Annotated in this window: 27 protein-coding genes and 1 rRNA gene; 12 read left to right on the top strand and 16 right to left on the bottom strand. The window is 56.2% G+C overall.

All coding sequences use genetic code 11. From position 1 onward, the window contains the following. Window positions 1–79 precede the first annotated feature (79 nt). The 8 genes from sufT to BQ9846_RS11315 form a co-directional block, all read right to left on the bottom strand. Window positions 80–649, bottom strand: a complete 570-nt coding sequence (gene sufT, locus BQ9846_RS11350; RefSeq protein ID WP_075881070.1) for a putative Fe-S cluster assembly protein SufT — start codon at window positions 647–649, stop codon at window positions 80–82. Between the two features lie 18 nt (window positions 650–667). Further along, window positions 668–1,936: a cysteine desulfurase gene (locus BQ9846_RS11345; RefSeq protein WP_075881069.1), complete on the bottom strand. Its 1,269-nt coding sequence runs from the start codon at window positions 1,934–1,936 to the stop codon at window positions 668–670. A gap of 27 nt (window positions 1,937–1,963) precedes the next feature. Continuing rightward, window positions 1,964–3,307, bottom strand: a complete 1,344-nt coding sequence (sufD, locus tag BQ9846_RS11340; RefSeq protein WP_075881068.1) for a Fe-S cluster assembly protein SufD — start codon at window positions 3,305–3,307, stop codon at window positions 1,964–1,966. After that, on the bottom strand, window positions 3,304–4,053 hold the full coding sequence (sufC, locus tag BQ9846_RS11335) for a Fe-S cluster assembly ATPase SufC (protein WP_075881067.1): 750 nt from the start codon (window positions 4,051–4,053) through the stop codon (window positions 3,304–3,306). The genes sufD and sufC overlap by 4 nt, the downstream gene beginning before the upstream one ends. A 74-nt stretch (window positions 4,054–4,127) precedes the next feature. Continuing rightward, on the bottom strand, window positions 4,128–5,570 hold the full coding sequence (gene sufB / locus BQ9846_RS11330; protein WP_075881066.1) for a Fe-S cluster assembly protein SufB: 1,443 nt from the start codon (window positions 5,568–5,570) through the stop codon (window positions 4,128–4,130). 106 nt (window positions 5,571–5,676) lie between these two features. Next, window positions 5,677–6,141 (bottom strand): SUF system Fe-S cluster assembly regulator, encoded by a 465-nt coding sequence (locus BQ9846_RS11325; RefSeq protein WP_075881065.1) that lies wholly within the window; start codon window positions 6,139–6,141, stop codon window positions 5,677–5,679. Window positions 6,142–6,428: 287 nt separating this feature from the next. Then, the gene (locus BQ9846_RS11320; RefSeq protein WP_075881064.1) at window positions 6,429–6,995 is read right to left on the bottom strand and encodes an NnrU family protein; all 567 of its coding nucleotides are present in this window, start codon (window positions 6,993–6,995) and stop codon (window positions 6,429–6,431) included. A gap of 25 nt (window positions 6,996–7,020) precedes the next feature. Next, a complete protein-coding gene (locus BQ9846_RS11315) occupies window positions 7,021–7,500 on the bottom strand; it encodes a YbhB/YbcL family Raf kinase inhibitor-like protein (protein WP_075881063.1) in 480 nt (159 codons plus the stop codon). 107 nt (window positions 7,501–7,607) lie between these two features. Here BQ9846_RS11315 and BQ9846_RS11310 point away from each other — a divergent pair, with 107 nt between their 5' ends. Together BQ9846_RS11310 and BQ9846_RS11305 are read left to right on the top strand one after the other, a co-directional pair. Continuing rightward, window positions 7,608–8,069 (top strand): flavodoxin family protein, encoded by a 462-nt coding sequence (locus BQ9846_RS11310; protein ID WP_075881062.1) that lies wholly within the window; start codon window positions 7,608–7,610, stop codon window positions 8,067–8,069. A gap of 119 nt (window positions 8,070–8,188) precedes the next feature. Then, window positions 8,189–9,277 (top strand): histone deacetylase family protein, encoded by a 1,089-nt coding sequence (locus BQ9846_RS11305; RefSeq protein ID WP_075881061.1) that lies wholly within the window; start codon window positions 8,189–8,191, stop codon window positions 9,275–9,277. A gap of 62 nt (window positions 9,278–9,339) precedes the next feature. Here BQ9846_RS11305 and fadA read toward each other — a convergent pair whose 3' ends face one another. Together fadA and fadB are read right to left on the bottom strand one after the other, a co-directional pair. Continuing rightward, a complete protein-coding gene (gene fadA, locus BQ9846_RS11300; RefSeq protein ID WP_075881060.1) occupies window positions 9,340–10,518 on the bottom strand; it encodes an acetyl-CoA C-acyltransferase FadA in 1,179 nt (392 codons plus the stop codon). 24 nt (window positions 10,519–10,542) lie between these two features. Then, entirely contained in the window at window positions 10,543–12,705 is a 2,163-nt protein-coding gene (gene fadB / locus BQ9846_RS11295; protein ID WP_075881059.1) for a fatty acid oxidation complex subunit alpha FadB, read from the bottom strand. A gap of 217 nt (window positions 12,706–12,922) precedes the next feature. On the opposite strand from fadB, the gene slyA reads away from it, so the two are divergent. Continuing rightward, entirely contained in the window at window positions 12,923–13,378 is a 456-nt protein-coding gene (gene slyA, locus BQ9846_RS11290; protein WP_075881058.1) for a transcriptional regulator SlyA, read from the top strand. On the opposite strand, the gene BQ9846_RS11285 is transcribed toward slyA, so the two are convergent. Next, window positions 13,370–13,921 (bottom strand): preprotein translocase subunit YajC, encoded by a 552-nt coding sequence (locus BQ9846_RS11285; RefSeq protein ID WP_075881057.1) that lies wholly within the window; start codon window positions 13,919–13,921, stop codon window positions 13,370–13,372. The genes slyA and BQ9846_RS11285 overlap by 9 nt on opposite strands. A 190-nt stretch (window positions 13,922–14,111) precedes the next feature. Between BQ9846_RS11285 and BQ9846_RS11280 the strand changes: the two genes are divergently transcribed. Then, the gene (locus tag BQ9846_RS11280) at window positions 14,112–14,564 is read left to right on the top strand and encodes a universal stress protein (protein WP_075881056.1); all 453 of its coding nucleotides are present in this window, start codon (window positions 14,112–14,114) and stop codon (window positions 14,562–14,564) included. A gap of 108 nt (window positions 14,565–14,672) precedes the next feature. Here BQ9846_RS11280 and abc-f read toward each other — a convergent pair whose 3' ends face one another. Beyond that, the gene (abc-f, locus tag BQ9846_RS11275) at window positions 14,673–16,601 is read right to left on the bottom strand and encodes a ribosomal protection-like ABC-F family protein (RefSeq protein ID WP_075881055.1); all 1,929 of its coding nucleotides are present in this window, start codon (window positions 16,599–16,601) and stop codon (window positions 14,673–14,675) included. Window positions 16,602–16,762: 161 nt separating this feature from the next. On the opposite strand from abc-f, the gene BQ9846_RS11270 reads away from it, so the two are divergent. Together BQ9846_RS11270 and BQ9846_RS11265 are read left to right on the top strand one after the other, a co-directional pair. After that, window positions 16,763–17,626 carry a TatD family hydrolase gene (locus BQ9846_RS11270; RefSeq protein ID WP_075881054.1) on the top strand — a complete coding sequence of 288 codons (864 nt, stop codon included), beginning with the start codon at window positions 16,763–16,765 and terminating at the stop codon, window positions 17,624–17,626. After that, window positions 17,623–18,105, top strand: a complete 483-nt coding sequence (locus BQ9846_RS11265; RefSeq protein WP_075881053.1) for a hypothetical protein — start codon at window positions 17,623–17,625, stop codon at window positions 18,103–18,105. Before BQ9846_RS11270 ends, BQ9846_RS11265 begins: the two co-directional genes overlap by 4 nt. Here BQ9846_RS11265 and BQ9846_RS11260 read toward each other — a convergent pair. Further along, the gene (locus BQ9846_RS11260; protein ID WP_075881052.1) at window positions 18,078–18,665 is read right to left on the bottom strand and encodes an elongation factor P hydroxylase; all 588 of its coding nucleotides are present in this window, start codon (window positions 18,663–18,665) and stop codon (window positions 18,078–18,080) included. The genes BQ9846_RS11265 and BQ9846_RS11260 overlap by 28 nt on opposite strands. A gap of 193 nt (window positions 18,666–18,858) precedes the next feature. Between BQ9846_RS11260 and BQ9846_RS11255 the strand changes: the two genes are divergently transcribed. The 3 genes from BQ9846_RS11255 to BQ9846_RS11245 all read left to right on the top strand — a co-directional run bounded on the left by BQ9846_RS11255 (window position 18,859) and on the right by BQ9846_RS11245 (window position 22,125). Beyond that, complete coding sequence (locus BQ9846_RS11255; protein ID WP_075881051.1) at window positions 18,859–20,271, top strand: MATE family efflux transporter; 1,413 nt, start codon at window positions 18,859–18,861, stop codon at window positions 20,269–20,271. Between the two features lie 4 nt (window positions 20,272–20,275). Next, entirely contained in the window at window positions 20,276–21,331 is a 1,056-nt protein-coding gene (locus tag BQ9846_RS11250) for a DUF3080 family protein (RefSeq protein WP_075881050.1), read from the top strand. Window positions 21,332–21,426: 95 nt separating this feature from the next. Further along, window positions 21,427–22,125: a hypothetical protein gene (locus tag BQ9846_RS11245; RefSeq protein ID WP_075881049.1), complete on the top strand. Its 699-nt coding sequence runs from the start codon at window positions 21,427–21,429 to the stop codon at window positions 22,123–22,125. A gap of 69 nt (window positions 22,126–22,194) precedes the next feature. On the opposite strand, the gene tusA is transcribed toward BQ9846_RS11245, so the two are convergent. Next, window positions 22,195–22,446: a sulfurtransferase TusA gene (tusA, locus tag BQ9846_RS11240; protein ID WP_075881048.1), complete on the bottom strand. Its 252-nt coding sequence runs from the start codon at window positions 22,444–22,446 to the stop codon at window positions 22,195–22,197. Between the two features lie 29 nt (window positions 22,447–22,475). Here tusA and BQ9846_RS11235 point away from each other — a divergent pair, with 29 nt between their 5' ends. Continuing rightward, complete coding sequence (locus BQ9846_RS11235; protein ID WP_075881047.1) at window positions 22,476–22,763, top strand: antibiotic biosynthesis monooxygenase family protein; 288 nt, start codon at window positions 22,476–22,478, stop codon at window positions 22,761–22,763. Window positions 22,764–22,775: 12 nt separating this feature from the next. On the opposite strand, the gene rlmM is transcribed toward BQ9846_RS11235, so the two are convergent. After that, window positions 22,776–23,843 carry a 23S rRNA (cytidine(2498)-2'-O)-methyltransferase RlmM gene (gene rlmM / locus BQ9846_RS11230; protein WP_075881046.1) on the bottom strand — a complete coding sequence of 356 codons (1,068 nt, stop codon included), beginning with the start codon at window positions 23,841–23,843 and terminating at the stop codon, window positions 22,776–22,778. A gap of 296 nt (window positions 23,844–24,139) precedes the next feature. Here rlmM and gdhA point away from each other — a divergent pair, with 296 nt between their 5' ends. After that, window positions 24,140–25,492, top strand: coding sequence for an NADP-specific glutamate dehydrogenase (gene gdhA / locus BQ9846_RS11225; protein ID WP_075881045.1), 1,353 nt, complete (start codon window positions 24,140–24,142; stop codon window positions 25,490–25,492). A 134-nt stretch (window positions 25,493–25,626) separates the two neighbouring features. Then, window positions 25,627–26,040, top strand: a complete 414-nt coding sequence (rnk, locus tag BQ9846_RS11220; RefSeq protein WP_075881044.1) for a nucleoside diphosphate kinase regulator — start codon at window positions 25,627–25,629, stop codon at window positions 26,038–26,040. A 72-nt stretch (window positions 26,041–26,112) separates the two neighbouring features. Here the strand turns inward: rnk and rrf are convergent. Then, window positions 26,113–26,228 (bottom strand): 5S ribosomal RNA (gene rrf, locus BQ9846_RS11215). Window positions 26,229–26,271 lie beyond the last annotated feature (43 nt).

Here is a 26,271-nt window from a genome sequence, read left to right as displayed (position 1 = left end):
CCTTTAACCATACCAGGCACCTTACCGGCATCGCGGCAAAACGCGGTGGTATAAAATGTGCCGGCATACGTCTGGGGGGTTAAAACATGCCCAGTTCAAGCTTGGCCTCATCACTCATCATGTCGCGGCTCCAGGGCGGGCTAAAGACGATCTCGGTATGCACCTTGCTAATTTGCGGCGCTCCCAAGATTTTATTGCGCGCGTCGGCGGCAATCACATCGCCCATGCCACAGCCCGGCGCGGTTAACGTCATCCGGATAGTGACAATCCGCTCACCGTTGATCAAGCGCTCAATACGGCAGCCATATACCAAGCCCAAATCCACGATGTTAACCGGAATTTCCGGATCGAAGCAGGTTCGCAACTGATCCCAGACAAACTGCTCAATCTCATCGTCCGTGGCGTCTTCATGCAGCGTAGGACGAGGTAGCGACTCTAACCCCAAGGCATCGAGATTACTGCCTTCGATCAAGTAAAGGCGCCCTTCGAAGCCCACGCTCACCGAACTGCCCTTGGCCTGCATGACACTGACCACACTATCCTCGGGCAGCATTTCGCTCTTGCCGAAAGGGATGGCAATTGCTTCCACATCGCGCTGGAGCGGAAGCGTCTGCCCTCTCTCTAACTGAGCGATTTGTTCAATATCCATAACGCTCCTTGCTAATGCCTAGCGCACCATATCGATGACGCGCTTAAGTGCCGCGACAAAGGTATCAACTTCTTCCAGCGTATTATACGCGGCAAACGAAGCACGGCACGTCGCATCGACGCCAAAATGGTGCAGGAGCGGCTGGGCACAGTGGTGACCGGTACGAATCGCCACGCCCAACTGATCAATAAGAAGGCCAATATCTTGGGAGTGAGCGCCCTCTACCACAAAAGAGAGCACCCCGGCTTTGTGCGGCGCTGTGCCTAAAATACGCAGTCCATCGATCTCCCGTACCCGTTGCGTCGCGTAGGTCAGCAGTTGGTGCTCCCAATCGCTAATCGCGGCAATCCCAACATCCTGCACCCACTCAAGCGCACGGCGTAGCGCGATAACTTCGGCAATGGCGGGAGTTCCCGCTTCAAACTTATGCGGTATCGCGGCAAACGTCGTACCCTCGGTAAACGAGACGGTACTGATCATTTCACCACCGCCCTGCCAAGGCGGCATTGCCTCTAAAAGCTCGCGCTTGCCGTAAAGCGCACCTACACCCGTGGGACCATAAACTTTATGGCCGGAAAAGGCGTAAAAGTCAGCGTCGATAGCTTGAACGTCGACCATTTGGTGCGGCGTAGCCTGGGCGCCATCGACTAAGATTTTAGCGCCCGCCTGATGGGCGAGCGTGGCCATTTCGGTGACCGGGTTAATCGTGCCCAGGGCATTCGATACATGGTTGACCGCCACGAGCTTGGTGCGCTCATTGAGTAAGCCGCGATAGGCCGCCATATCCAGCGCGCCATCGGTATCGACGGGGATCACTTTAAGGGTGAAGCCAATCTCACGAGAGAGAAGCTGCCACGGCACGATATTGGAGTGGTGCTCCAACAGCGACACCAGTACCTCGTCGTCGGGTCCTAGATTAGCGCGCCCCCAGCTGTTGGCCACAAGGTTGATCGCCTCGGTGGTACCCCGGGTAAAGATGATTTGACGCAAATCTTCCGCGTTAAGAAATGCCCGCACCGTTTCGCGGGTGCCTTCGAATGCGCCCGTGGCTTCGTCCGCCAGCGTATGCAACCCACGGTGAATATTGGCGTTATAACGGCTGTAGTAGTCATTAAATACCTCAATCACCTGACGCGGCGTTTGGCTTGTCGCGGCATTATCCAGATACACCAGCGGTTTGCCGTGAACTTCTCGGCTAAGTATCGGGAAGTCATCACGCAGGGCAGCAAGATCGAACGCCGGCGCGGCGCTTAGTGCGGGGGCCGCGGCATCAACGGTGTGGGACATTCATCACTCCTTATAATCGGTGCGCGATCACTCGTTAAGCGCTGTGGCGGTTTCGACAAGCCCGGTCAAGTTGAAGCGCTCGGGCAACTTGCCGGCCACCGCCAACTCGACCCGCTCGGAGATGGCATCCAGCGTGACCTCTTCAAGCACTTCGCCGGCAAAGGCGAGAGTGAGTAGCGCTCGCGCCGTGGCCTCATCGATACCGCGGGTGCGCAAGGCATACACTGCCTCTTCGTCAAGTTGACCGGTGGTGGTGCCGTGGGAGCACTTCACATCGTCGGCGTAGATCTCAAGCTCGGGCTTGGCGTCGATGCGCGCGCGATCGGAGAGCAGCAAGTTTTGGTTGCTTTGAAAGCCCTCAATCTTTTGACTGTCGCGCTTAACAAATACCTTGCCGTTGAAAACGCCATGGGCGCGATCGCCCAAGATGCCCTTGTAGTTCTCGTTGGAGAACGTCAGCGGCGCATTGTGGTTGACCTTGGTATGGTTATCCACGTGCTGGCGGCCTTGGCCGAAGAACAGCCCCAGAAAGTTGGCTTCAGCGCCCTTGCCGTTCAAATCGCTGATCAGGTCATTGCGTACCAGCGCCCCCCCCAGGTTCAGGTTATAGGAGCTGTAGCGGCTGTCGCGATTCTGCTCCACGTGCATGCTCGCCACGTGGTAGTCGCCTAGCGGCGCTTCCTGCAATTTGTAGTGATTGAGGATCGCGCCGCGGTCGAGCATGTACTCACCCACCACGTTAGTGAAGTTTTGCGCCTCGTCCTCGCCGGTATAATGCTCAATCAGCGTGGCCTCGCAACGCCCTGCCGCTTCGACCAATACCCGCGGATGGCACATGGTTGGCTCGGCGTTGGCGCGCGACAAGAACTGCAGCAAGATAGGTTTTTCCACCACGGTGCCCGGCGCGATACGCACCACCGCCCCCTCTTCCATAAAGGCGGTATTGAGCGCGGCAAAAGGCGAAAACTCAACGCCGGTCAAGCGACCGAGCGGCCCGCCTACGGCTTCGTGGTTGTCGTGCAGCGCTTGCGAAAGCGGCAGAACGTGTACCCCTTGCGGCAGACCGTCGAGATCCGACAGTGGCGCGGAGAAAACACCGTCCACAAACGTCAGCCGATGGGCATCGATGGGAAGCGTGAGCGCCGCCGCCCCAGCTTGGGAGAACTCGGCGTCTTTCGCCAGGGTAAAGTTACCCTCAGAAATGGCGCGGACGTCGGTGTACTTCCACTCTTCGTCGCGGCGGGTGGGGAAGCCCATGGCCTCAAAACGCGCCGCACCCGCTTGGCGACGCGCCGCGATCCAGGTCGGCTCCGCGACCCGCTCTTGGTTGCGCGCTTTCAGCGTTTCCAAAAAGGTGAATACCTCGCTCATGCCGCAGACTCCTCAATACCTTCGTAGCCGTGTGCTTCCAGCTGTTTCGCCAGTTCCGCATCGCCGCTTTTCACGATGCGGCCATCGACCAACACGTGCACTTTATCCGGCACGATGTAATCGAGCAGGCGCTGATAGTGCGTCACCAGCAGGATGGCACGCTCCTGGTCGCGCAGGCTGTTGACCCCGTCGGCGACGACCTTCATGGCGTCGATATCCAGCCCCGAGTCAATCTCGTCGAGCATTGCGAGTTTTGGCTGTAGCACCAGCATCTGGAGGATTTCGTTGCGCTTTTTCTCCCCGCCGGAGAAGCCTTCATTGACCGCGCGCTGCAGAAAACTCGGGTCCATTTTCATGAAGTTAAGCTGCTCTCTGACCAGCTTCATGAACTCTGGCGCCGGGATTTCGCTTTCACCGCGCGCCACACGTTGCGCATTAAGCGCGGCTTTCAATAGGTAGATGTTTTTTACCCCCGGGATTTCCACCGGGTACTGAAAACCGAGCAAAAGCCCCGCCTGGGCGCGCTCTTCGATCTCCATCTCAAGAACGTCTTTGCCTTCAAAAGTGATCGAGCCCTGCGTGACCTCATAGCCGTCTTTACCCGCAATGACAGCGGAGAGGGTCGACTTGCCCGCGCCATTGGGGCCCATCAGGGCATGTACTTCCCCCGCGTTAATGGTTAAGGACAGCCCTTTGAGAATTTCATTACCTTCAACTTTGACGTGCAAATCGTTAACTTCAAGCATGGTAAACCCTTTCAATATTCGTATGAGTGGCGCGCTGCATAACGCAACGCACGCCTATCTGTGATAGCGGGGAATTAACCCACGGCGCCTTCGAGGGTGACGCTCAAGAGGGCTTCCGCCTCGACGGCAAACTCCATCGGCAACTCCTGGAAGACATCTTTACAGAAGCCATTGACGATCATGCTCACCGCGTCCTCTTCTGAAATACCGCGGCTCTGGCAGTAGAAGAGCTGATCTTCCCCAATTTTGGAGGTGGTCGCTTCGTGCTCGACGGTCGCGGTGCTGTTGCCAATCTCTTGATACGGGAAGGTGTGCGCCCCACAGGTATCGCCGATCAACAGCGAATCGCATTGGGTAAAGTTGCGCGCGCCTTTGGCTCGTGGTCCGATTTTCACCAACCCGCGATAGGACTGATCGCTCTTGCCGGCCGAAATACCCTTGGCGACGATGTAGGAGCGCGTGCCTTCGCCGATGTGAACCATCTTGGTGCCGGTATCGGCCTGCTGACGGCCGTTAGTGACCGCCACGGAGTAGAACTCCCCGATGCTTTCTTTGCCGCGCAGCATGCAGGAGGGGTATTTCCAGGTAATCGCCGAACCGGTCTCTACCTGCGTCCAGCTGATGCGCGAGCGATCGCCGCGGCAGTCACCACGCTTGGTCACAAAGTTATAGATGCCGCCTTTGCCCTCTTCGTCGCCCGGGTACCAGTTCTGCACGGTGGAGTATTTGATGTAGGCATCGTCTAGCGCCACTAACTCAACCACCGCCGCGTGGAGCTGGTTCTCGTCGCGCATCGGTGCGGTACAGCCTTCGAGGTAGGAGACTTCCGCGCCGCTTTCACAGACGATCAGGGTGCGCTCAAACTGCCCGGTATTGGCCGCGTTAATGCGGAAGTACGTGGAGAGCTCCATGGGGCACTTCACGCCCTTGGGCACGAAGACGAACGAGCCATCGGTGAATACGGCGGAGTTAAGCGCGGCAAAGTAGTTATCGTTTTTGGGCACGACGGTGCCTAGATACTGCTTCACCAGCTCGGGGTAGTCGCGCACGGCTTCTGAAATCGAGCAGAAGATCACGCCGGCTTCCGCGAGGGTCTCTTTGAAGGTGGTCGCCACGGAGACCGAATCGAATACGGCGTCGACGGCCACCCCCGCTAGGGCGGCGCGTTCGTGGAGCGGAATGCCCAGTTTTTCGTAGGTCTCCAGAAGTTTGGGATCGACTTCATCCAAGCTTTGGGGGCGATCCTCCGGGCGCTTCGGCGCGCTGAAGTAAGAGATCGCTTGGTAGTCGATCGGGGGGTAGTTCAAATGCGCCCAGGAGGGCTCTTTCATCTTGAGCCACTGGCGATACGCGTCGAGGCGCCACTCCAGCATCCACTCCGGCTCGCCTTTTTTCTGGGAAATAAAGGCGATGGTGTTTTCATCCAAGCCGGGCGGCAGCGTGTCACTTTCGATATCGGTGACAAAGCCTTCTTTATATTCGCGACGAACCAACTGTTCCATTTCTTCAGTTGCCATGGTCATACCCTCCGGGCAGTTGGGGTGGCGAGGTTAGCTCGCCGTAATCAATAAAAATTCATCCGCAAAACCGGTGCGCATCGTGCTTACGCTCATAGTGCTTACGCTAGGCGGAAACCGCCGCCACGCTGACGCTTTGAATTGGTAGCTGTACGGGAAGTTTAATGGGCGTGGTATCCGCTAAGTGCGAAAGTGTCACGCTCTCAAGTAAGGTGCGCATCGCAAGCGATACGCGCTGCCAGTTATCGGCGACCCCGCAGGTGGCGGCTAGCTCACAGTCGCCCTCGGCCTGGCTGCATTCGGTCATTGCCACCGGCCCTTCAATAGCGGCGATAATATCGGCGGCAGTAATCTGGGAGGCCGGTCGTGCCAAGCGGTAACCGCCCTGGGCGCCGCGCTGCGAGACCAAAAGCTTCGCCTTGACCAGCATTTTCAGCGTTTTGCTCACCGTGGGGTGAGGAAGCTGCACCGCCTCGGCCAGTTCTGCTGCGGCGTGCGCTTGTTGGGGATGCCTCGCAATTTGCGCCATCACCACTGCCGCATAGTCGGTTAGCCGCGAAAGCTTGAGCATACTGTCTCCCTCTTTACGCTAGCCCTGGCCACTGCAGGGCCGAGCATTTAATTGGGTACCATTTTAGTCCTGTATAAATTTGATGTGAAGACCCTGAGTAAAATACTCAACAATTATCCCGTATTTTCACAGCACGATCGGCGCTTTTATCGGCAAAAACAACAATCATTATCATTTATAAATACTCCTGCATTTCATTCTCGCTGCCTCCGCGTGAACACGAAAAACCCGCCGAGGTAAGAAACCAGGGCGGGCAAGATTGAACAGAAGGCGGAAGCATTATGCCTTCACATCACCGGCACTCCTGTGACCCAGACGTGCAGATGGAAGGCAAAAAGGTAGTAGGCCACAAGGCCGATGACCACGGTGGCCAAGGTGCTCACCATGCGGGGCGCGGGTTGTGGCTGCTGGGAACGACGGCGCATATCACGAAAGTCGAAGATGGCCCAGACCAGAAAGGCGCCAAAGAAAACAATGTCACCCAGACGACCGTTGATGAGCAAGTGAGAGAAAGCCCAGAGTTTCACGGCAAGAATCATGGGATGACCCAAGCGCGCCTTGAGGTGATTGCCGGGTACATAGGCCGCCACTAGCAGGATGAAGGCAGGAATCATCAGCAAGGCCACAAGGTGGGCAAGGCCACTCGGCGGCGACCACAAGAAGATAGGATCCAGCCGCATCCGTCCATAGCCCCAGATTGCCAGGCCCAGTCCGACGATCGAGATCACCGAATAGAGGGCTTTCCATGGCATTAGGCCCAGGCGCTGAATCTGGGTTTGGCGCCAATCGGCAGCGACGATGCGCACCGAATGCATCCCGAGAAATATGACCAGGCCGAGAATCATCACCGTCATCACTGCTTCCTTTTCTGATCGGGCTTTAACCTTGGCGCTTATAGGTGCCAATCAAACGGTTCATGCCGAGGAGATTGGGTTCGAGCTCTTTTAATAGCTCGGGTAGCGTGAGCCCTTCTGGCAGTGAAGTTTGACGGTCAAGCGCCAGCACCCAGAAGTAGTAGTGGTGCTTGCCGTGACCTTCCGGCGGCATGGGGCCACCGTAGCCCACGTTGCCGAAATCGTTCTTCCCGGCGGCGCCCTCTTGGGTATTCTCCTTCAGCTCGGTCAATGTCCCCGGCAAGTTGTAGAGCACCCAGTGCACAAAACCATAACTCCCCTCCTGCACCAGCGGAGCGTCGGGATCGTGACAAATCACGGCAAACCCCTGGGTGCCTTCGGGTGCCCCTTGCCACGCGAGCGCCGGGGAAATGTCCTCACCCTCGCCGGTATACTGAGTGGGAATATCGCGATGGTGACCAAAGGCGTTACTGGTAACTTGCATGTCGGAAAGAGCAAATGCCATACGAATCTCCTCGCTGCGTTGTCTCACTAAATCTGAGATTTTAGCGTTATAGAAACACGCCGCCGTGTCAACATGGCAAGCCTTCTGGATCGTTAGCGGAGACCTCAATGAAAACCCTGTTACTGATCTCGCACGCCCCTTCGCCCAATACCCAGCGCCTGCGCGACGCCGCCTTACGTGGAGCATGTCATGAGGATATCGATAACGTGCGCTGCGTGGTTAAAGCCCCGCAGGACACCACAGCGGATGACATACTCGCCTGCGACGCCGTGCTTCTAGGCACCACCGAAAACCTAGGCTACATGGCAGGTCTGACAAAAGATCTTTTTGATCGCTGTTACTACTCGGTTATCGAAGAAAAGCAAGGGCTCCCGTTTGGACTTTACATTCGCGCAGGACACGATGGCACCGGTACGCAGCGCGCCATCGAAAGCATTGTTACGGGCCTGCGCTGGCGATGGGTTCAACCACCACTGATCCTACGCGGTGAATGGCAGGATGACTTTGCCAATCAGGTGGAAGAACTCTCCATGTATTTAGCGGTTAGTTTGGAAAATGGCATTGTGTAACTCGGAGAAGCCTGCCTTACTATCTATGAAGAAGCATTTTGTGCCTGTCGCGCTAATGGCGGCTTACCTCACCACGCGCCGCTATTACGTTATCTAACTACGTATACCAGGTAACCATTATGCACAATGTCATCGCGTTTTATGATGATCGTGTTCTCGCTCACGAACCTAATATCGATGCCGATTTTTTACCCGACCGCATCGACAAGCGAATTCGGCAATTACTTTCAGGGCTCTCCCTACCCTGGAAGTACCCCGAACATCCCGGGCGGCTAGTGGCCATTCAGCAGCTACTTGAGACAAATCCCATCGAGGGGCTTTGTATCGAAGGCGGAAAAGTTGCCACGCATGAGCAGTTAGCCCGGGTGCATACAACGTCTTACTTAAGCGATATTTTCAGCTTACGAGGCAAAAACGCTTGGTTGGACGTGGATACCACAGCGGTCTCGCCGGGTAGTGTCGAAGCGGCCGAGGTCGCCGCGGGCACGGCCATTGCTGCCGTGGAATCTGTGATCGAAAAACGCGCCAAGAGTTCTTTTGCGCTCATACGCCCACCGGGGCATCACGCTGAACCGGTGCGGGCGCGGGGATTTTGCTTATTCAACAATGTCGCTGTCGCGGCGGCACACGCACGCAGCGCGCTGGGCATGGAGCGAGTGCTGATCGTCGACTGGGATGCGCACCACGGCAATGGCACGCAGGATATTTTTTGGGCTGACCCCGATGTGATGTTTTTTGATATCCATCGCGCCGCGCCCTTCTACCCAGGCTCCGGCCATCTTGAAGAAGTCGGCGCCGGCTTGGGTGAAGGCACCACAATTAATGTACCGCTTCCCGCTGGGGCCGGCGATGAAGCCTACCTCAAGGCATTTCGCGAGATTCTGGCACCGGCTACCGACTGGTTTAAGCCCGATATCATTCTCGTTTCAGCCGGGTTTGATCCCCATTGGCACGATTTAGCCCTCAATGTTTCCTATGAGGGCTTTGGTGCCTTGACAGGTTTTTTACAACGACTTGCCGAGCAGTATTGTGAAGGCCGGCTGGTGTTTGTACTCGAAGGGGGTTACAACCTGGAATCGCTGGCTAGGGGCACAAGAGCCGTGCTCTCGGTGCTGGCGGGCAATAGCGTGCCGGAGCCCGACACCTGCGGCATTGCTGAAGTCGAAGCGGCGGCTAAATTTCACCTCAACGCCTTCCAGGCCCAATAGCTTAAACGGCACTCGAAGAGTGCCGTTTTACTATTTACCTAGCTAACGATTTCACATCACCATTACTTGAGCCGTTCAAACACCGTGGCCACCCCCTGCCCCATGCCAATGCACATGGTGGCAAGCCCGAGGGTGGTATCGCGCTGTTGCATCACATTGAGTAGCGTGGTGCAGATACGCGAGCCGGAGCAACCGAGAGGGTGACCCAGCGCAATGGCACCGCCGTGCAGATTGACCTTTTCGTCCATGTCGTCGAGAAAGCCCAGATCTTTTAGCACTGGCAAACCTTGGGCGGCAAAGGCTTCGTTGAGCTCGACGGTTTGAATATCATCGGCGGACAAACCGGCGGCTTTGAGGGCTTTTTTGGACGCGGGCACTGGACCGTAGCCCATAATAGAGGCATCGCAGCCCGCCACCCCGGTCGAGAGCACTTTGGCGATCGGCTCAAGCCCTAGCGCCTGGGCGCGCTCATAGCTCATCAACGCCATCGCCGAGGCACCCACCGAAAGCGCCGATGACGTACCCGCTGTGACCGTCCCCCCGCGCGGATCAAAAACGGGCTTAAGGCTTGCCATCGACTCCAGGCTGGCGTCAGCACGAATGACTTCATCGTTTTTCACCAACACTTTAAAGCCACGCTGATCGTGCCCTTCCACGCCGATAATTTCGTTATCGAAGTAGCCTTTCTCCATCGCCGCCTGCGCGCGCTGATGCGAACGCACCCCGAATTTATCCTGATCTTCACGCGCGATTCCGTGCATCTTGCCTAAAAGCTCCGCGGTTAAGCCCATCATCATGGCCGCTTTCGCCGCATGCTTACTTGCCGCCGGATTGACGTCGACACCGTGCGTCATGGGCACGTGCTCCATGTGCTCAACGCCGCCGATCACATAGAAATCGCCCATTCCCGCTTTGATATTGGCTGCGGCAATGTGCAGCGCGGTCATCGACGAACCACACAAGCGGTTGACCGTCTGCGCGGGCACGCTGCGCGGAATACCGGTCATGATCGCCGCATTACGGGCAATGTTCATCGCCTGCTCTAGCGTCTGGTTAACGCACCCCCAGATCACGTCATCCACTTCCGTGGGATCTAAATTCGGGTTACGCGTAAACAGCGACTGCATCACTGCCGCCGATAGGTTCTCAGCGCGTACATGGCGGAAAGCGCCGTTTTTGGCTTTGGCCATGGCGGTGCGCGTTGCATCGACCACCACGATATCTCTTGGGTTCAAGCTCATCTTTTGTCTCCTTAGCGCGGTGGCTTACTGGGCGTTGGCCGGGTAAAAACGTTCGTTACTTTTCGCCATTTGACGCAGCTTATCGGTCGGCGCGTAGAGCGGCCCCAGCTCTTTGGCGAGGCCTTGTGCCAACTCAACGAACTCGGCCACGCCCATCGCGTCGATGTAGCGCAGCGCGCCACCGCGGAACGGGGGAAACCCAATACCGTAAATCAGCGCCATATCCGCCTCAGCGGCGGAGTCGACAATGCCGTCTTCTAAGCAGCGCACGGTTTCCAGGCACAGCGGCACCATCATGCGGGCGATAATGTCGTCGTCGGAAATCTCCTTTTCCTCTTTCACCACGTCTTTCACCAGCGCGTAGGCGGCATCGTCGCTGACCTTTTTGGGTTTACCCTTTTTATCCTCTTCGTAGGCGTAAAAGCCTTTGTCGTTTTTCTGCCCTAACCGGTCATTGTCGAACATGACGTTAATCGCGGTTTTGTCCTCTTGAGCCATGCGCTCGGGGAAGCCCTCCGCCATCACCTCGCCTGCGTGGACGGCGATATCGATTCCTACCACATCCAGCAGATACGCCGGGCCCATCGGCCAGCCGAATTTTTCCATGACTTTATCCACGCGCTGAAAATCCGCCCCGTGCTCCATCAAGGCACTAAAGCCGCCAAAATAGGGAAAGAGCACGCGATTCACCAGAAAGCCGGGGCAGTCGTTGACCACGATCGGCGTTTTGCCCATGGCGCGGGCATAGGCCACGGTCGCCGCCACTGCGGCATCGCCGGTTTTTTCGCCGCGAATGACCTCCACCAGCGGCATGCGATGCACCGGATTAAAGAAGTGCATGCCGCAGAAATTTTCTGGGCGCTTTAAGTTTTGCGCCAACCGGGTAATCGAAATCGTGGACGTATTGGAGGTCAGGATAGTGTCGTCGCTGACCGAGCCCTCCACTTCGGTCAACACGGTGTCTTTGACTTTCGGGTTTTCGACCACCGCTTCGACCACCAAGTCAACGTTGCCGAAATCACCGTAGGAGAGCGTTGGGCGAATGTTGGTGAGTTTCTCCGCCATCTGCTCGGTGGTTAACTTCTTGCGCTCAACCTGCTTGGCAAAAAGCTTGCGGGCTTCTTTCAGACCCAGCTCGATCGCCTCGTTCTTAATATCTTTCATCAGGATCGGCGTGCCCTTGGAGGCACTCTGGTAGGCGATACCGCCACCCATAATGCCGGCACCGAGTACCGCCGCCTGTTTAACCGGCTGCGACTGTTTTTCATATTTGCTGGCTTTTTTCTTCACGACCTGGTCGTTCATGAACAGACCCACCAGGTTGTAGGCGACGTCCGTCATCGCCATTTTGGCAAACGCCGCCGCTTCGATCTTCTGAGCGCGTTCGCGCGATTCGCCGGCGCCCTTTTGAATCACCTTAATGGCTTCCACCGGCGCAGGATAATGCGGCCCGGCTTTGCCTTTCACGTACCCTTTGGCGGTCTCAAACGCCATCATCTGCTCGATGGCATTAAGCTTCAGCGGCGCTTTCTTTTCATCGCGGCGCGCCTTGTAGTCCAATTCGCCGGTATGGGCGCGCTCAAGCATATCGCGCGCAGCGGCCTCAAGTTCGCTATTGGGTACCACCGCATCCACCGCGCCCACTTTTAGCGCCGCCTCAGCGCTGTTTTCGCTGCCCCCCGAGATCCACTCGATGGCGTTATCCGCGCCGATAAGGCGTGGCAGGCGCACGCAGCCTCCCCAACCGGGGATAATGCCCAGCTTGGTTTCCGGCAGGCCAATCTTGGCTTTTTCACCCATCACGCGAAAATCGGTGGTTAACAGCACCTCACAGCCGCCACCCAGCGCTAAGCCGTTAATCGCCGTCACCGTGGGAAACGGCAAATCTTCAATGGCATTGAAGGTCGCGTGAACGCGTTCGAGCATCTTGGACAAAAAGTCGTCGCCTTTGTCGAACATGCCCTGAAATTCGGTAATATCAGCGCCAACGATAAACGCATCTTTAGCGCTTGTGAGTATGAGCCCCTTTAAACCGCTCTCGGCTTGCAAGGCATTGACCGCTTCGCCTAACTCGGACACAACAGCGCTTGACAGTTTATTGACCGACTCCTCTTTCAGGTCGAAAGTGAGGGTCGCGATGTCGTCATCGCTACGCGCCACCGTGATGGCATTGCCTTGATAAATCATCCGCCTCTCTCCACAGAAGGGCTCTTTCCGGAATCGCTCGTTTGGCGCCCGAAACAGCACGTTTTCGCTGACACCGCATATTCATACGGCCGTTTGATTGTATTAGCTTGGTTGAGATCTTAGGCGGCGTCAAGCCCTGAGCATGCACATGCGACTTGCATTCAACTTTTTCTCTCCTGACAATTCTCTCACTCACTTATTCGGGTCGTTTTCCCTTATGGCTACCACTCTTGGTTTTCGCATCGCGCGGCTTCCCCATCTCTGGCGCTCCATCTTGGATCGCCGTTTAGCGCCTCTTGGCCTTACGCAAACACGTTGGGTAACCCTTTACCACCTCTGGCGCATGGGCGATGGCCAACCCCAGTGCGAGCTGGCCCGCGCCATAGGCGTTGAAGCGCCTTCGCTGGTGCGTACCTTGAGTCAATTAGAGTCTCAAGGGTTAATTGAACGCCACGCTTGTGAAAACGATCGTCGTACCAAGCGTATCTACCTGACCGATGCGGCCATGCCGCTACTGGAAAAAATCGACGATGTGGCGACTGACGCCCGCCAAGAGATGCTCGCGGGCTTAAGCGAAGACGAGATCGACCAGCTTAATCGCTGGCTTGCGCGTATCGAGGAGAATGGGCTCGCGATCCAGGCGAAGGAGCAAGACACACCGCCGTCACCCTGAAGTATCGTCCTCCGCCGTCGAGTGCGGTGTCGACAGCGGTTGCGTACGCGTTCGGTCGGCACGGCCTCTAAGTTCATCGCGTAACCGCTGGAACTCGTCGACATAGGTCACAAAGCGCTCGCCGGTTTGTGATTCCCACCACCACAAAATCAGCGCGGCCTCATTGGATTGCAGCACCAGTGCGTCTTGAGGTAAGCGCTCCAATAGGGCTTTTAGCCGTTGATTCACCTCGTCGGGCAGCGGCCTAAGCGGCGCAATGCGCCAGCGCCATCCTGAGTGATAAGGCTCTAATGCCTCGCTCGCTTCGCCTTCACGGACCAACAAAAAATCCGGCCCCGGCTCATCCACCGGGTAGCGCCAACGATATGCCGGCATTGCCCCTTTAAAGTGGTGCAGCGGCGGTGGTTCGATTTTGACCTCAACGCCGTGCTCGCGGGCACGGTTTCGCAGTTGCATCTGGCGTTTCTGCCGGGGGCTGGGCTGAAGCCACATGACAGGCGCTGCCACCAACATCACGACAAACACGATCAGTAGCCATTCCATTTTATTGTTTCCTTTCGCTGAGAACTGTACCCAAGAAGCGTTTCTAAGTTCCATGCCGCTATCGGCAGGAAGACGATTAATCACGGCGCGAAACTATGATATAGATCGTTGTTAAACAACGGGACTCCTCCTACAGTAGGAGGAAGTTGAATATCCGCAGTAGAGCGACCTCACGCCTAGGGAGTGACTTATGAGCTACCACCATATTCTTGTCGCCGTCGACTTGACCAAAGATTCTCACAAAGTGCTGGAACGCGCCGTTGGCATCTCCTCACGTAACGAAAACGCCAAAATCTCGATCATGCACACGCTGGAACCGCTCGGTTTCGCTTATGGCGGCGATATCCCGATGGATCTCACCAGCATCCAGGATCAACTCGACGAGCATGCCAAAAAGCGCTTAGCCGAGATCGCAAGCTCACACGTCTCCTCAGAGAATCAACACGTTGTCGTAGGCATGCCCGACACGGAAATTCACCGTTTTGCCGAAGAGAATGACGTCGATCTTATCGTGGTCGGCTCCCACGGCCGCCATGGCTTCGCCTTACTGCTCGGTTCCACCTCAACCGGTGTGTTGCACGGCGCAGAGTGCGATGTGCTCGCCGTGCGGGTGGGCAAAAAGGGGGAAAAGACCGACGAATAAACGGTATTGAACCTGAGTCATCAGGGCGCCCGTCGTGGTTTATAGCCTCTTCGCTTAAAAACTCGCGGGCGCCTTCACTTGTCTTTCTTCTTACGTTTATATCGCGCCTTATTCTTGGCCTTCCGCCATGGCCTCCAGCTCCATCCAGCGCTCCATGGCCGCGTCCAACGCTTTTTGCCACTCACCTAACGCTTCAAGCTCGGCGGTCACGACACTGGCCTCTTGCTGGTAAAAGCCGGGATCACCGATTTTGGCCTCGTGTGCTTCAATCTGCGTTTCCAATCGCTCAATCTCAGCCGGCAGTGCGTCAAGTTCGCGCTGTAGCTTATAAGAGAGCTTAACGGCTTTTTTGGGCGGGGCTTTGGCTGCGGCTGCCGGCGCGGGTGTTTCGAGCGCGGGCTCTGCGGCTTTGCTTGCCGACTTTTGCGCGTCAGCGTCCCAAGGGGCAGGTGGCAACTTACCGCCTTGACGCAGCCAGTCCGTGTAGCCGCCGACATACTCCTGAACGCGCCCTTCACCCTCAAACGCCAACACACTGGTCACTACGTTATCCATAAAGGTTCGGTCGTGAGAGACCAATAGCAGCGTGCCATCAAAATCGAGCAGCAGCTCTTCCAGAAGCTCCAGCGTCTCCATGTCGAGATCGTTGGTCGGCTCATCCAGGACCAGCACATTGGCCGGCTGGGTAAAGAGCTTCGCCAACAGTAAACGGTTGGACTCGCCGCCTGATAGCGCCTTCACCGGCTGACGCACTCGGTCGGGGGTAAATAGGAAGTCTTGCAGGTAGCTCATGACGTGGCGATCCCGCCCGCCTACCGTCACGCGGTCGCTGCCCTGCGCCACGTTGTCATACACGGTTTTTTCCAACTCTAAGCCAGCGCGAAGCTGATCAAAGTAGGCCACCTTGAGGTTGGTGCCAAGGCGCACGCTGCCCTCGGTGGGCGTAATTTCACCCAGCATGATTTTCAGCAGCGTCGTCTTACCCGCGCCGTTGCGGCCCAGAAAACCAATGCGATCACCGCGCTGCACCTCAAGATTAACGTTTTCGAGTATGACCTCGTCGCCATAGCGTTGGGTGACATTTTTCAGCTCTACAACCCGCTTGCCGGAACGCTCACCGCTATCCACGCTAAGATTGGCTGTTCCCTGGCGCTCACGGCGCTGGCTACGTTCGGCGCGCATCTTTTCAAGCGCTCTCACCCGCCCTTCGTTGCGGGTTCGGCGCGCTTTAATGCCTTGGCGAATCCACGTCTCTTCCTGCGCCAGCTTCTTATCAAATTCGGCGTGCTCGCGCGCTTCCACTTCCAGCTCGTGCTGTTTGCGTGCCTGATACTCCGGGTAATTACCCGGATAACGGCCCAGTTTGCCACGATCCAACTCCAGGATATGGGTGGCCAGCTTGGACAGAAACGCACGGTCGTGAGTGATGAAGAGTACCGCGCCGTTAAACGCTAAGAGCTGCTCTTCCAGCCACGCAATGGTATCCAGATCCAGGTGGTTGGTCGGCTCATCGAGCAGCAGCAGATCGGGCTCTGCCACCAAGGCGCGCGCCAGTGCCACTCGACGTCTCCAGCCGCCCGAAAGCGCACTCATCTCCGCCTCTGGAGGCAGCCCCAAGCGCGTGAGCACCATATCGATACGCTGGTGGAACGACCAGCCATCGATGGCTTCCAAGCGGGTTTGCAAGGTCGCCATGCGCTGCATATCCGGCGCCTCAACGTTAATCAGATGATGGTATTCCGAGAGCAGCTCGCCCGCTTCGGGCAAGCCTTGGGCCACGACATCGAATATTGTCAGCCCGGTCGAGGCGGGAAGCTCCTGTGCCAGCACGCCAATCTTCAAACCAGGCGCGCGCCAAATCATGCCATCGTCGGGCAGAATTTCCCCGGCAACCAGCTTGAGAAGCGTCGACTTGCCCGTGCCATTACGCCCGACCAGCGCCAGCCGCTCGCCCTTTTCCACCGTTAAATCAGCGTGGTCGAGCAGTACATGGGTGCCATAGGCCAGTTGCAGCTGTTCTAGTCGTAGCAGGGTCACGCAGCGTCTCCTCAGTGTTAAGGCGCCTCAATTTTAGGCGCACAGTGTAACGCATGCGAGTGCGTAGGTGTTTGCTCTCGCTGTCACGGCTGTCGTCGCCCGGCGTTTAGCGCGTTAGACTAGCCGCCTATTTCGCTACCGTTCAACGTGAGGAGCTTGGTGTGGCAAAACCGGCCTTTGATGACTTTTTACCCGACGCCCTTCAGTTGCGCGCGCACGAGCCCTTGGTGGATATCGGCGCCAACCTGACGCACGAAAGCTTTCAGCACGATTTACCCGCCGTGGTCGAGCGCGCGCACGCGGCAAACGTCACCACGCTGATTTTGACCGGCACGGATCTGGAGCACGCTAAGCAGGCCGCTACACTCGCTGAGCAGCACGCGGGCTTCTATGCCACAGCGGGCGTTCATCCGCACGACGCAAGCCATTGGACGCTAGCGTTGGGTCGCGAGATGGCCGCGCTTTACGCTCACCCCAAGGTCGTCGCGGTGGGTGAGTGCGGGCTCGATTTCAATCGCAACTTCTCTACCCCTGCCGAGCAAGAGCGCGCCTTTGAAGCGCAGCTTGCGCTCGCCGCCGAAAGCGGTCTACCGCTCTTTCTTCACGAGCGTGACGCGGGGGCCCGCATGCGCGACATGCTCAACCACTGGCGTGATGACCTAACGGACGCCGTGGTTCACTGTTTCACCGCCGACAAAGAGACGCTTTACGGCTATCTCGACCTAGACTTACATATTGGTTTAACCGGCTGGATTTGCGACGAACGCCGCGGACATCACTTGCGCCCACTGGTGGGCGATATCCCGCTAGAGCGTTTGATGATCGAAACCGATTGCCCCTATTTGCTGCCGCGCAATCTCCCCGCGAAGATGAAAGGCCGTCGCCATGAACCGGCGCTTTTGCCCTGGATTGCACGCGAGATCGCGCATTGGTACGGCGTCAGCGAAGCGGCGCTTGGGCGTGCCACGAGTCAAACGGCGCAAGCGTTTTTCCGTCTGCCAGATAACACACAGGAGTCAGCATGAGCGACATACCGGGTTTTATTGCCATTGAAACAGGTGACGAGGAGGGTTTACCGGTGGCGATCGCATGGTCGCTGCCCGATGGCCGCATTAAACATACCCTGATTCATCCCGACGATAGCTGGTTCGACGATGCCTCAAGCGCTACCCGGGAGTACAGCAGCGAGGAGCTTGAGAGCCTTGCCGTCAGCCCCTTGGATGTGATTCGCGAGCTAGAGAACGACCACTTCAGCGCGACCCTCTACACCAACGATAGCGGCGAAGACGAGCTCGCTCTCACCCGTTTGTTTGATACTTACGGCCTTGATCCTTTTGTCGAACTAGCCCCCGCTGAGGTGCTCTACGATAACGTGACATCAAGCCAGTGGCAGCGCCTGCGCAGCGACACCTTCAGTGAACTCGGGCTGGAGCCGATGCGCCCCGAGCACGAAGTGGCGGCGATGTTGAGCCTGCATCAGCGGCTCTCCAGCGACGACGCTTGATCGAGTTCATAACGGCCGGCCTCACAGGCGTGTGCCAAGGTGGCACCCTCTTGGTAGTAACGCTTTAGGGCGGTATAAAACGCGCTGGCACGGCGCGGCAAGCCCTCTTCTTGGTAACGTAGCGCTCGCTCGGCGACGCGCTGGGCAAAGGCGTCTCGGTCGACTTCCGCGGCGCCATCTGCGCTAAGGTTATCGACGCTAACGTGGAATGTGCGTCCGCTCGCCCTAGCAAAAAGCGATTCGAGGGCCTGTGGCGCCACTTCGGCATTTTCAAACGCTCGCTGCTGCTCAGGATTGCGACCATCGGGCAAATACCAGTACCCGTAATCCTCCCACTGTCGCCTTTTAGCCCCGGCGATACACCAGTGGCTGATTTCATGCAGTGCGCTGGCGTAAAACCCCCGCGCAAAAATCACTTGGTGGTACGGCGTATGCGCATCGGCGGGGGTGTAGAGCGGCTCATCCCCGCCGCGAATCAGCCGCGTTTGATAACGCGCGGCAAAAAGCCCATCAAAAAGCGCGGTGATGTCGGCAAGCGTCCAGCGCGACTCATCTTCCATGCATCCTCCCTCTTGGATCATAAACGTTAGCGAATGCGCGTGAAAAAGCCCCGTAGTATAAGCGCAATCCAGGCGCGGAAAAATCGTGGCTCATGGTGGCGATGGTGTGATGGTGGTGCAAAGCCCATAGGGTAGCGACACCTGCTACCATAGCCATACTAGTCAGCAAAATTCACTCTTCAGGAGTATCGCATTGGGTAGTGCCACCAAGTCATTCACTTCGGTTTATTGGCCTGAAACGCGCTCACTGGTGCGTTTGGCACTGCCTATTTGCGGCGCGCAGCTGGCTCAAGCGGGCATGAGCGTCGTCGATGTCATGATGACCGGGCGCCAAAGCCCAACCGCACTCGCCGCCGTCTCGGTGGGTTCAAGCCTGTGGATGCCGCTGATGCTGTTTATGACCGGTACGCTCATGGGGCTTACCCCGATTGTGGCGCAACTGCTGGGCGGACAGCGCCACACAGAGATTCGACCGGCCGTACACCAAGCCCTTTGGGTGGCGCTAGCTCTCGGCTTCATGTCTGCCACCTTGCTATGGCTGATCGTGATGCCGATCTTTGATGCGATGGAGGTACCGGCGGATGTCGCCCAAACGTCGGCCGCCTATCTCGCGGCAGTGGCATTTGGCATGCCGGGCATTGCCCTTTTTCAGGCCCTGCGTGCTTTTTCGGATGGCATGAACCACACCCGCCCCGCGCTGTGGATTAGCCTCGTGGGCCTAAGCGTAAACATCCCCGCTAATTATGTTCTCATTTATGGCGGCGATGGCTTGGTCGATCTTTTTGGTATCTGGCTACCGCAACACCTGCAACAACTGCCGGCATTCGGCGCGTTGGGCTGCGGCATTGCCACCGCGCTTTCGATGTGGACGATGGCGCTCGCCATGCTGCTTTACACGCGCAGAAGCCATGTTTACGGCGCGGTACAACTTTGGAAACATCCCTCAACGCCGCGGTGGCAAGGCATTCGCGAACTTATCGTGGTCGGCGTGCCAATCGGGGTGGCGATCTTTGTCGAAGTCACCCTGTTTACGCTGATTGCGCTGTTTATCGCGAGCTTCGGTGAGATCACCGTTGCCGCGCACCAAGTTGCACTGAGCTACACCACGATTCTGTTTATGCTGCCGATGTCGCTGAGCATGGCACTCACCGTGCGCGTCGGCAACACGCTCGGCCAGAGCCGCCTAACGCACGCGCGCTTGGTGGCCTGGAACGGCATCGCGGTCAGCCTTTTCACCGCCTTGATTAATAGCACCCTGCTATGGCTGACCGGGGAGTGGGTCATTTCGCTCTACACCACCGACCCTAACGTACAAGCCCTCGCCGCTTCGCTGGTGGCGTTGGCGGTTTTCTATCAGGTGTCGGATTCGCTGCAGGCCAACCTCGCCGGCGCGCTACGCGGCTACAAGGATACGCGCATCGTCATGGTGATCACCGTGCTGTCGTACTGGCTAGTGGGGCTCGGCGGCGGGCACTGGTTGGGTAGTCGGGGTGCCTTTTCTGCTCCCATGGGCGTGCATGGCTACTGGCTCGGGCTTATTGCCGGGCTAAGCACTGCTGCCCTACTATTGGGCTGGCGATTACACCATATCAGCCGCCCGAGGTAGCTTGATGATTCACGACACGTTACGCCGAGGCCTCCTATTCACGCTAGCCGGCTTTTGGCTCTTGGGCTTGACGGGCTGCGGTCAAGGCAGTGAGGCGGAGAGCGTCTGGCAGGCGTACCATCAGGCGTTAAGCCAAGCGCTCGATACCGCCGAGATCGAACGGTCGGCTCCGCCTAATATCGGCGCCTTTCCCGAACGGCAGGCGCTACTTTTTGATATCAACGAAACCCGCGAAAGTCTGCTCAATGTGTATGCGCTGCGCGAGTGCGAGATTACCTCGCTAATTGCCGCCCGCAATAACCAGCTAGGCCGCGTTGCCCCTCCCAGTCAACAGTGGCTTTACGAGCGTGAACTGTGGCAACGCCTCAGCCTGTGCTGGAACACTGACGTACCTCGCGAACTGAGCGAGGAGAACCGTGACCGCTTGCGCGATATCACCCTCACTAAAACGGCTCAGCTTCCCTTCGTCAGCTGGAATGCGATTTTTGACTCCCGTGAATGGGAAAAGAATTTCTCCCGTGCAAGCCAACCGCTTTCGGCCAGCGAGTTAAACCAATTAACGCCGCCAGGCGGCCTCGACAATGCCCTTGATGCTCTTCGCTACCTACGCCAAATGGTTCTTCACCAGTTTGATCGCCAGTGGCAGCAAGACTCAAGCCGACTGGAAAACCACCTCAAAACCCTACAGGAGCGCCCAATAACCGCAGAGGTGCTTCGCTCTCTTATGCTGGCGACACAGCGACTAGATGAAGCCACCGAACGTCTAAAGACCGTGCAACCGCCACACTGCTTACCCGAGTGGGATCGAAGCTATGTCGCGCAACTTGAACAGAGTGCGTTTGCCTGGCTTAAGGAGATCAATAGACTCGTCGACAGCCACCCGGTGACGCCCCCTGCGCAGTGGCAGCGCTATGCTCATGCTTGGCTATCCTTAGACGCTCCAGACGCCCCTTGGCAGTCTTTCCAACGCGCGCTTAAAACGCACCAAGCAGCGCGAAAAGGTTTTTCCTCTTGCCGCCCAATAGCATCGGTTAAAACGAAAATGACCTCGCACTCTTAACCTTCGCCTCAAGCTGTGCTATTGGTGAGTCATGCGGCAAGCAAGCGAGACCTGCTTCGCCAATGTCGAGACCACGCAGCACCAGGAGGGACACCATGGCCGCATCCTTGTCACCCCGTTCTGCCCAGGTCATCGACCTGGAAACGGTACGTCAGCGCCAACAGGCGCAAAAGTGTTTAACTCGCCTAGCCCCTGAGTTAGATGGGCTGGAAATGGTGTATCAGCTCGACGCCGATCCCGAGACGTATTACGGCATGCCGATATTGGCTTGGGGTCTCCGCGAAGATGGTCAAGTGGTGGGGCTCATTCCCTGGATGGAGACACTCACGCCGTGCCACCATCTCGATAGCCATGAGAATGGCTGCTTTATTGGGTTTCGCGATCCTGAAACCGAAGAAATTTTCTCCGATCCTCCAGAGCATAAATGGCATGAGCTGACGAGTGCTGCGGACTACTTCGACTATGAAGCGTCGGCTGATATCACGCTCATTCAGCAGATTCCCGATACGCTCGGCACGCATGCGCTCTGCATAGACAGTGTTAGCGCTCCCTGTCAAATGAAACCCGTATACGGCTGGAACCTCTACAGCGACGGCAGCGTTGACGCACTACTCGCCGATGAAGAAAAAGCGGCGATGACACCGATCCTACTGGGCGATAACTGCCTTTACAGCGCACACTCGCGACACCCCAAGCTGTATTTCTTTCAACGCCATATCGCCAATCAAATTTTGCAAGAGGATCCCGCAACCCTTGAGGCCTTAGCGCTCATCGCCGTTCCATCAGCGCCGTAATGTTCCGGCAGCCTGCCTCCTCGCCGGCTGCCGGGGGCTAATAGGGAGATAGTGACGTAAAGCGGATAGTTAAGAGAGACGGATAAAATAACGGTAGGTGTCACCCGATGTTTCTTGTGCGATGAGTTCATGCTGCAAAAATTGGCAAAATTTTGGCACATCGCGCGTTGTGGCTGGATCCGTCGCGACTACCTGCAATACTTGACCTGGAGTCATGTCACGCACCTTGTTGTGCATCATCATAATAGGCTCTGGGCAATAGAGTCCGCTGGTATCCAACAATGCGTCGTAATCAGGTAAAGTTTCCACGTTATCAGCCATTTATATCCTCGGTTTAGGAAGCAGAAGGTATGATCAAAATTATCATTGAACGGCGAATTATGCCTGGCCTGGAAGAAGATTATGAGCAAGCCGCACGGGAAGCAATGCGCGTTTCGCTTGGTGCTCGCGGTTTCGTCGGGGGTGAAACCTTAGTCGAGATGGGGCATACCGACCGGCGCCTTATGATAACCAAATGGCGCGACCTGCGCGCATGGAAAGAGTGGCACACGAGCGAAGCCCGCGCAGCGGCGATGCAGCGTATTTTGCCGCTGCTTACCGAAGAAGAAACCATACGCATCTATGAGGCCAGCTATTGATGTAGCCTGCCCTCAGCTTTCCAAGCGGACATGGACCGTCACCTCTTCACGATCATGATAGAGGTGGCGGCAACGGATACGGCTTTTGACTCCCGCCTGGGCCAATGAGGATTCAAGATGCGAAAGGCACTTCACTACCTCTTCCCAGCGCTTTTTCATAGGCAGTTTCAAGTTAAACACCGCCTCCCGGCACCACCGTCGAACTAGCCAACGCTCCACCATCGCCAATACGCGCATAGGCTTATCGACAATGTCGCATACTAACCAATCCAAACGCTGCGGCGGCTCCCAGGTAAAACCATCCTCTTTCAAGTGCTCGACTTGACCGGTCGCCATAAGCTCAGCATTCATGGGGCCATTATCGATGGCATACACGTATATGCCTTTTTGTACCAATTGCCAGGTCCAGCCACCGGGTGCTGCACCTAAATCAGCAGCCGTCATATGCGCCGCCAATCGCGTCTCCCACTCTTGCTTGGGGATAAATTCATGCCAGGCTTCTTCCAACTTGAGCGTTGAGCGACTAGGTGCGCGGCTGGGCGCTCTCAAACGGCGTATACCGCCAGGCAGTTCGCTACGGTTTCCGGGAAAGGACATACCGAGCTGCACACAGGCGCCATTTTTCCAGAATACATGCAGACGCCGACCACCGGCATTACGGCGCAAGGCCCCGCGTTTTTTTAGCATGCTTTCAAGCGGACGTGATAGGGCCTTGATTAAGCGCGAGAGCGATTTCCCATCGTTGGTATCCGGCGTTTCATGCCAAATAGCGTCAAAGCTCCAGCCTGCCTCGAATAGCTGGTCCACGATAGGGCTTAACCGGTCCTCACGATCCAAACCGAGCTCTGGCAGCGCCACTAAACTCTGCCGGGCGAAGATGAGTCGTTCAAACGCAGCCAAGCGGTGCAAGGGATTGATCGGCTCACCCTCTTTTCGTGTCAGGCTGGCCCACCCCTCCCCCCTTTCTGGATCACACGGAAATCCATGTTCAGCAGCATGGTACTCAAGCTCAGCTAGCGCATCTTTTTCAAAACCAGGACGACAATACACCAGCCATGTTGCCGGAACCGTGTGTGCCACTGACTTTCCCCCTATAAGTAACTCGTCTACATGATAACAACGTCATGTTTATCAGCATCCTACCATATTAGCCTCGATAAGATCCTGAGAAGGATACCGTTAAAAAAAAGATTATTAACCTTATCTAATTTATAATGCTTGCACAAAAAATATTCGCCTTTAGTCGCATGCGCGCTCGGAATTTACCTTTCCAGTTAAAGAATGAGCTATGCACAAAGGGCATATCACGCGTTTAATAATCGTCTCTTCCACCCTATTCTTGCTTTTTTTATTTGATGGTAATTAAACGAAAAGCTATGCCTTACGTTCACGATACGCTGGAGCGCCTACGCAAAAGCAGCCCCGCTCAAACAGAGTTTTACCAAGCCGCCGAAGAGGTGCTGGAATGCCTACGCCCGTTATTCGACCGTGATCCTTACTATCACGACCACAACATTATTGAGCGCATTGTAGAGCCTGAGCGCCAAATGATGTTCCGCATCTGCTGGACCGGTGACAATGGGCGTGTATATGTCAACAAAGGCTATCGTGTCCAGTTTAACTCTGCCCTCGGCCCTTATAAGGGCGGACTACGTTTTCATCCAAGTGTGACTTCTGGAACGATTAAGTTCCTCGGCTTTGAGCAAATATTTAAGAATGCTTTAACCGGCCTTCCCATTGGGGGCGGAAAGGGTGGCTCTGATTTTGACCCCAAGGACAAGTCAGATAACGAGATCATGCGCTTTTGCCAAGCATACATGTCAGAGCTCTATCGCCATATAGGCCCAACAAGCGATGTACCCGCCGGAGATATCGGCGTAGGCGCCCGAGAAATAGGGTATTTATATGGCCAATATAAGCGACTAACTGGCCGCTATGAAGGTGTGCTCACGGGAAAGGGTTTAGATTGGGGCGGCTCTATTGGCCGTAAAGAAGCCACGGGCTATGGAGCAGTTTACTTTGCCCAAAACATGCTAAAAGCACGCGGTGAGAACATTGAAGGAAAAACGTGCCTTGTGTCTGGCGCTGGTAACGTTGCTATTTATACGATTGAGAAGCTCTTAGCGCTAGGCGCGAACCCCATCACCTGCTCCGACTCACGTGGCACTATCGTGGATAATAACGGTATCGACCTGGCACTACTAAAAGAGCTTAAAGAGGTTAAACGAACCTCGCTGGAACAGTACTTAACCAAGCGTCCGAAGGCACGCTATATTCCCGCAACAGATTATCCTGATGACGGGCATGCCGTATGGCGCCTTAAAGCTGATGTCGCCTTTCCGTGTGCTACACAAAACGAGTTAACAGACACGGATGCTAAAGCGCTACTCCAAAATGGCGTAACTTGCATTAGCGAAGGCGCCAATATGCCCTCAAATGCCGCTGCTATTAACCGCTTTCTCAACGCTAATATTGCTTATGGTCCTGGAAAAGCGGCAAATGCCGGTGGTGTTGCCACGAGCCAACTTGAAATGGCGCAAAATAGCAGCATGGAGCAGTGGCCACTCGTAAAAGTCGATGCAAAGCTCAAGGACATTATGGCCAATATCCATCAGCAGTGTGCCGATACCGCAGAAGAGTTTGGTGAACCCAACAACCTCGTATTGGGCGCTAACATTGCCGGCTTCCGGAAGGTGGCTAACGCCATGATTGCTCAGGGCGTTACATAGCTTTTTCGCTGCTAAGATTAACTGCTTTTAATACAGTCCTGTTTTTTAGCAGGGCTGTTTTTGCTGGCGTGCTTCAAATTGGCTTGCCGAGCTTATTGATGTTTTAGACGATATTGAATTTAAGGAGAATTAGCATGGGGTATCGCCCAGCTATCCTCATCAATCGACTTGACGCTGAACGGTTGCAGCGTTTGATCGACGATGCCTCTGAAAAAGAGCGTGCAGTCGCCAATTTACTTGAAATAGAGCTGGCTCGGGGCGAAGTAGTGGATCCTGAAGATATCCCTGGCAATGTAGTGAGTATGAATAGCCAGATACAATTTACCGATTTGACACGCAAGCGCCAGATGATTAGAACACTGGTGTACCCTCATGCACTCGACAGCATAGCGGATGCCATCTCCGTGATGGCCCCCGTTGGGGCAGGCCTTATTGGATTAAAAGTAGGCGACATAATCGACTGGCCAGTACCTAACCATGGCGAAGTATGCTTGCGTGTTGATGCTATTTTTTGGCAGCCTGAGCGCGAAAAGCAATTTCATCGTTAAGGCCCTAAGCGCCTTAAAATACAATAAAAAAATCCCCCGAGGCGGCTGCCCCAGGGGATTTTTCGGATAAGTGCCTGACGATGACCTACTCTCGCATGGGGAGACCCCACACTACCATCGGCGCTGAGCGGTTTCACTGCTGAGTTCGGCAAGGGATCAGGTGGTTCCCGCTCGCTATGGTCGTCAGGCGTAACTGGCGATATATCATGCTGTGTTTTGTGCGTCTCTTTG

It is taken from the genome of Vreelandella massiliensis (genome assembly GCF_900155385.1).
In the GTDB taxonomy this organism is placed as follows: Bacteria; Pseudomonadota; Gammaproteobacteria; order Pseudomonadales; family Halomonadaceae; genus Vreelandella; species Vreelandella massiliensis.
The sequence above is the reverse complement of the archived record's forward strand: the minus strand, read 5'-3'. Positions and strand labels throughout refer to the sequence as shown.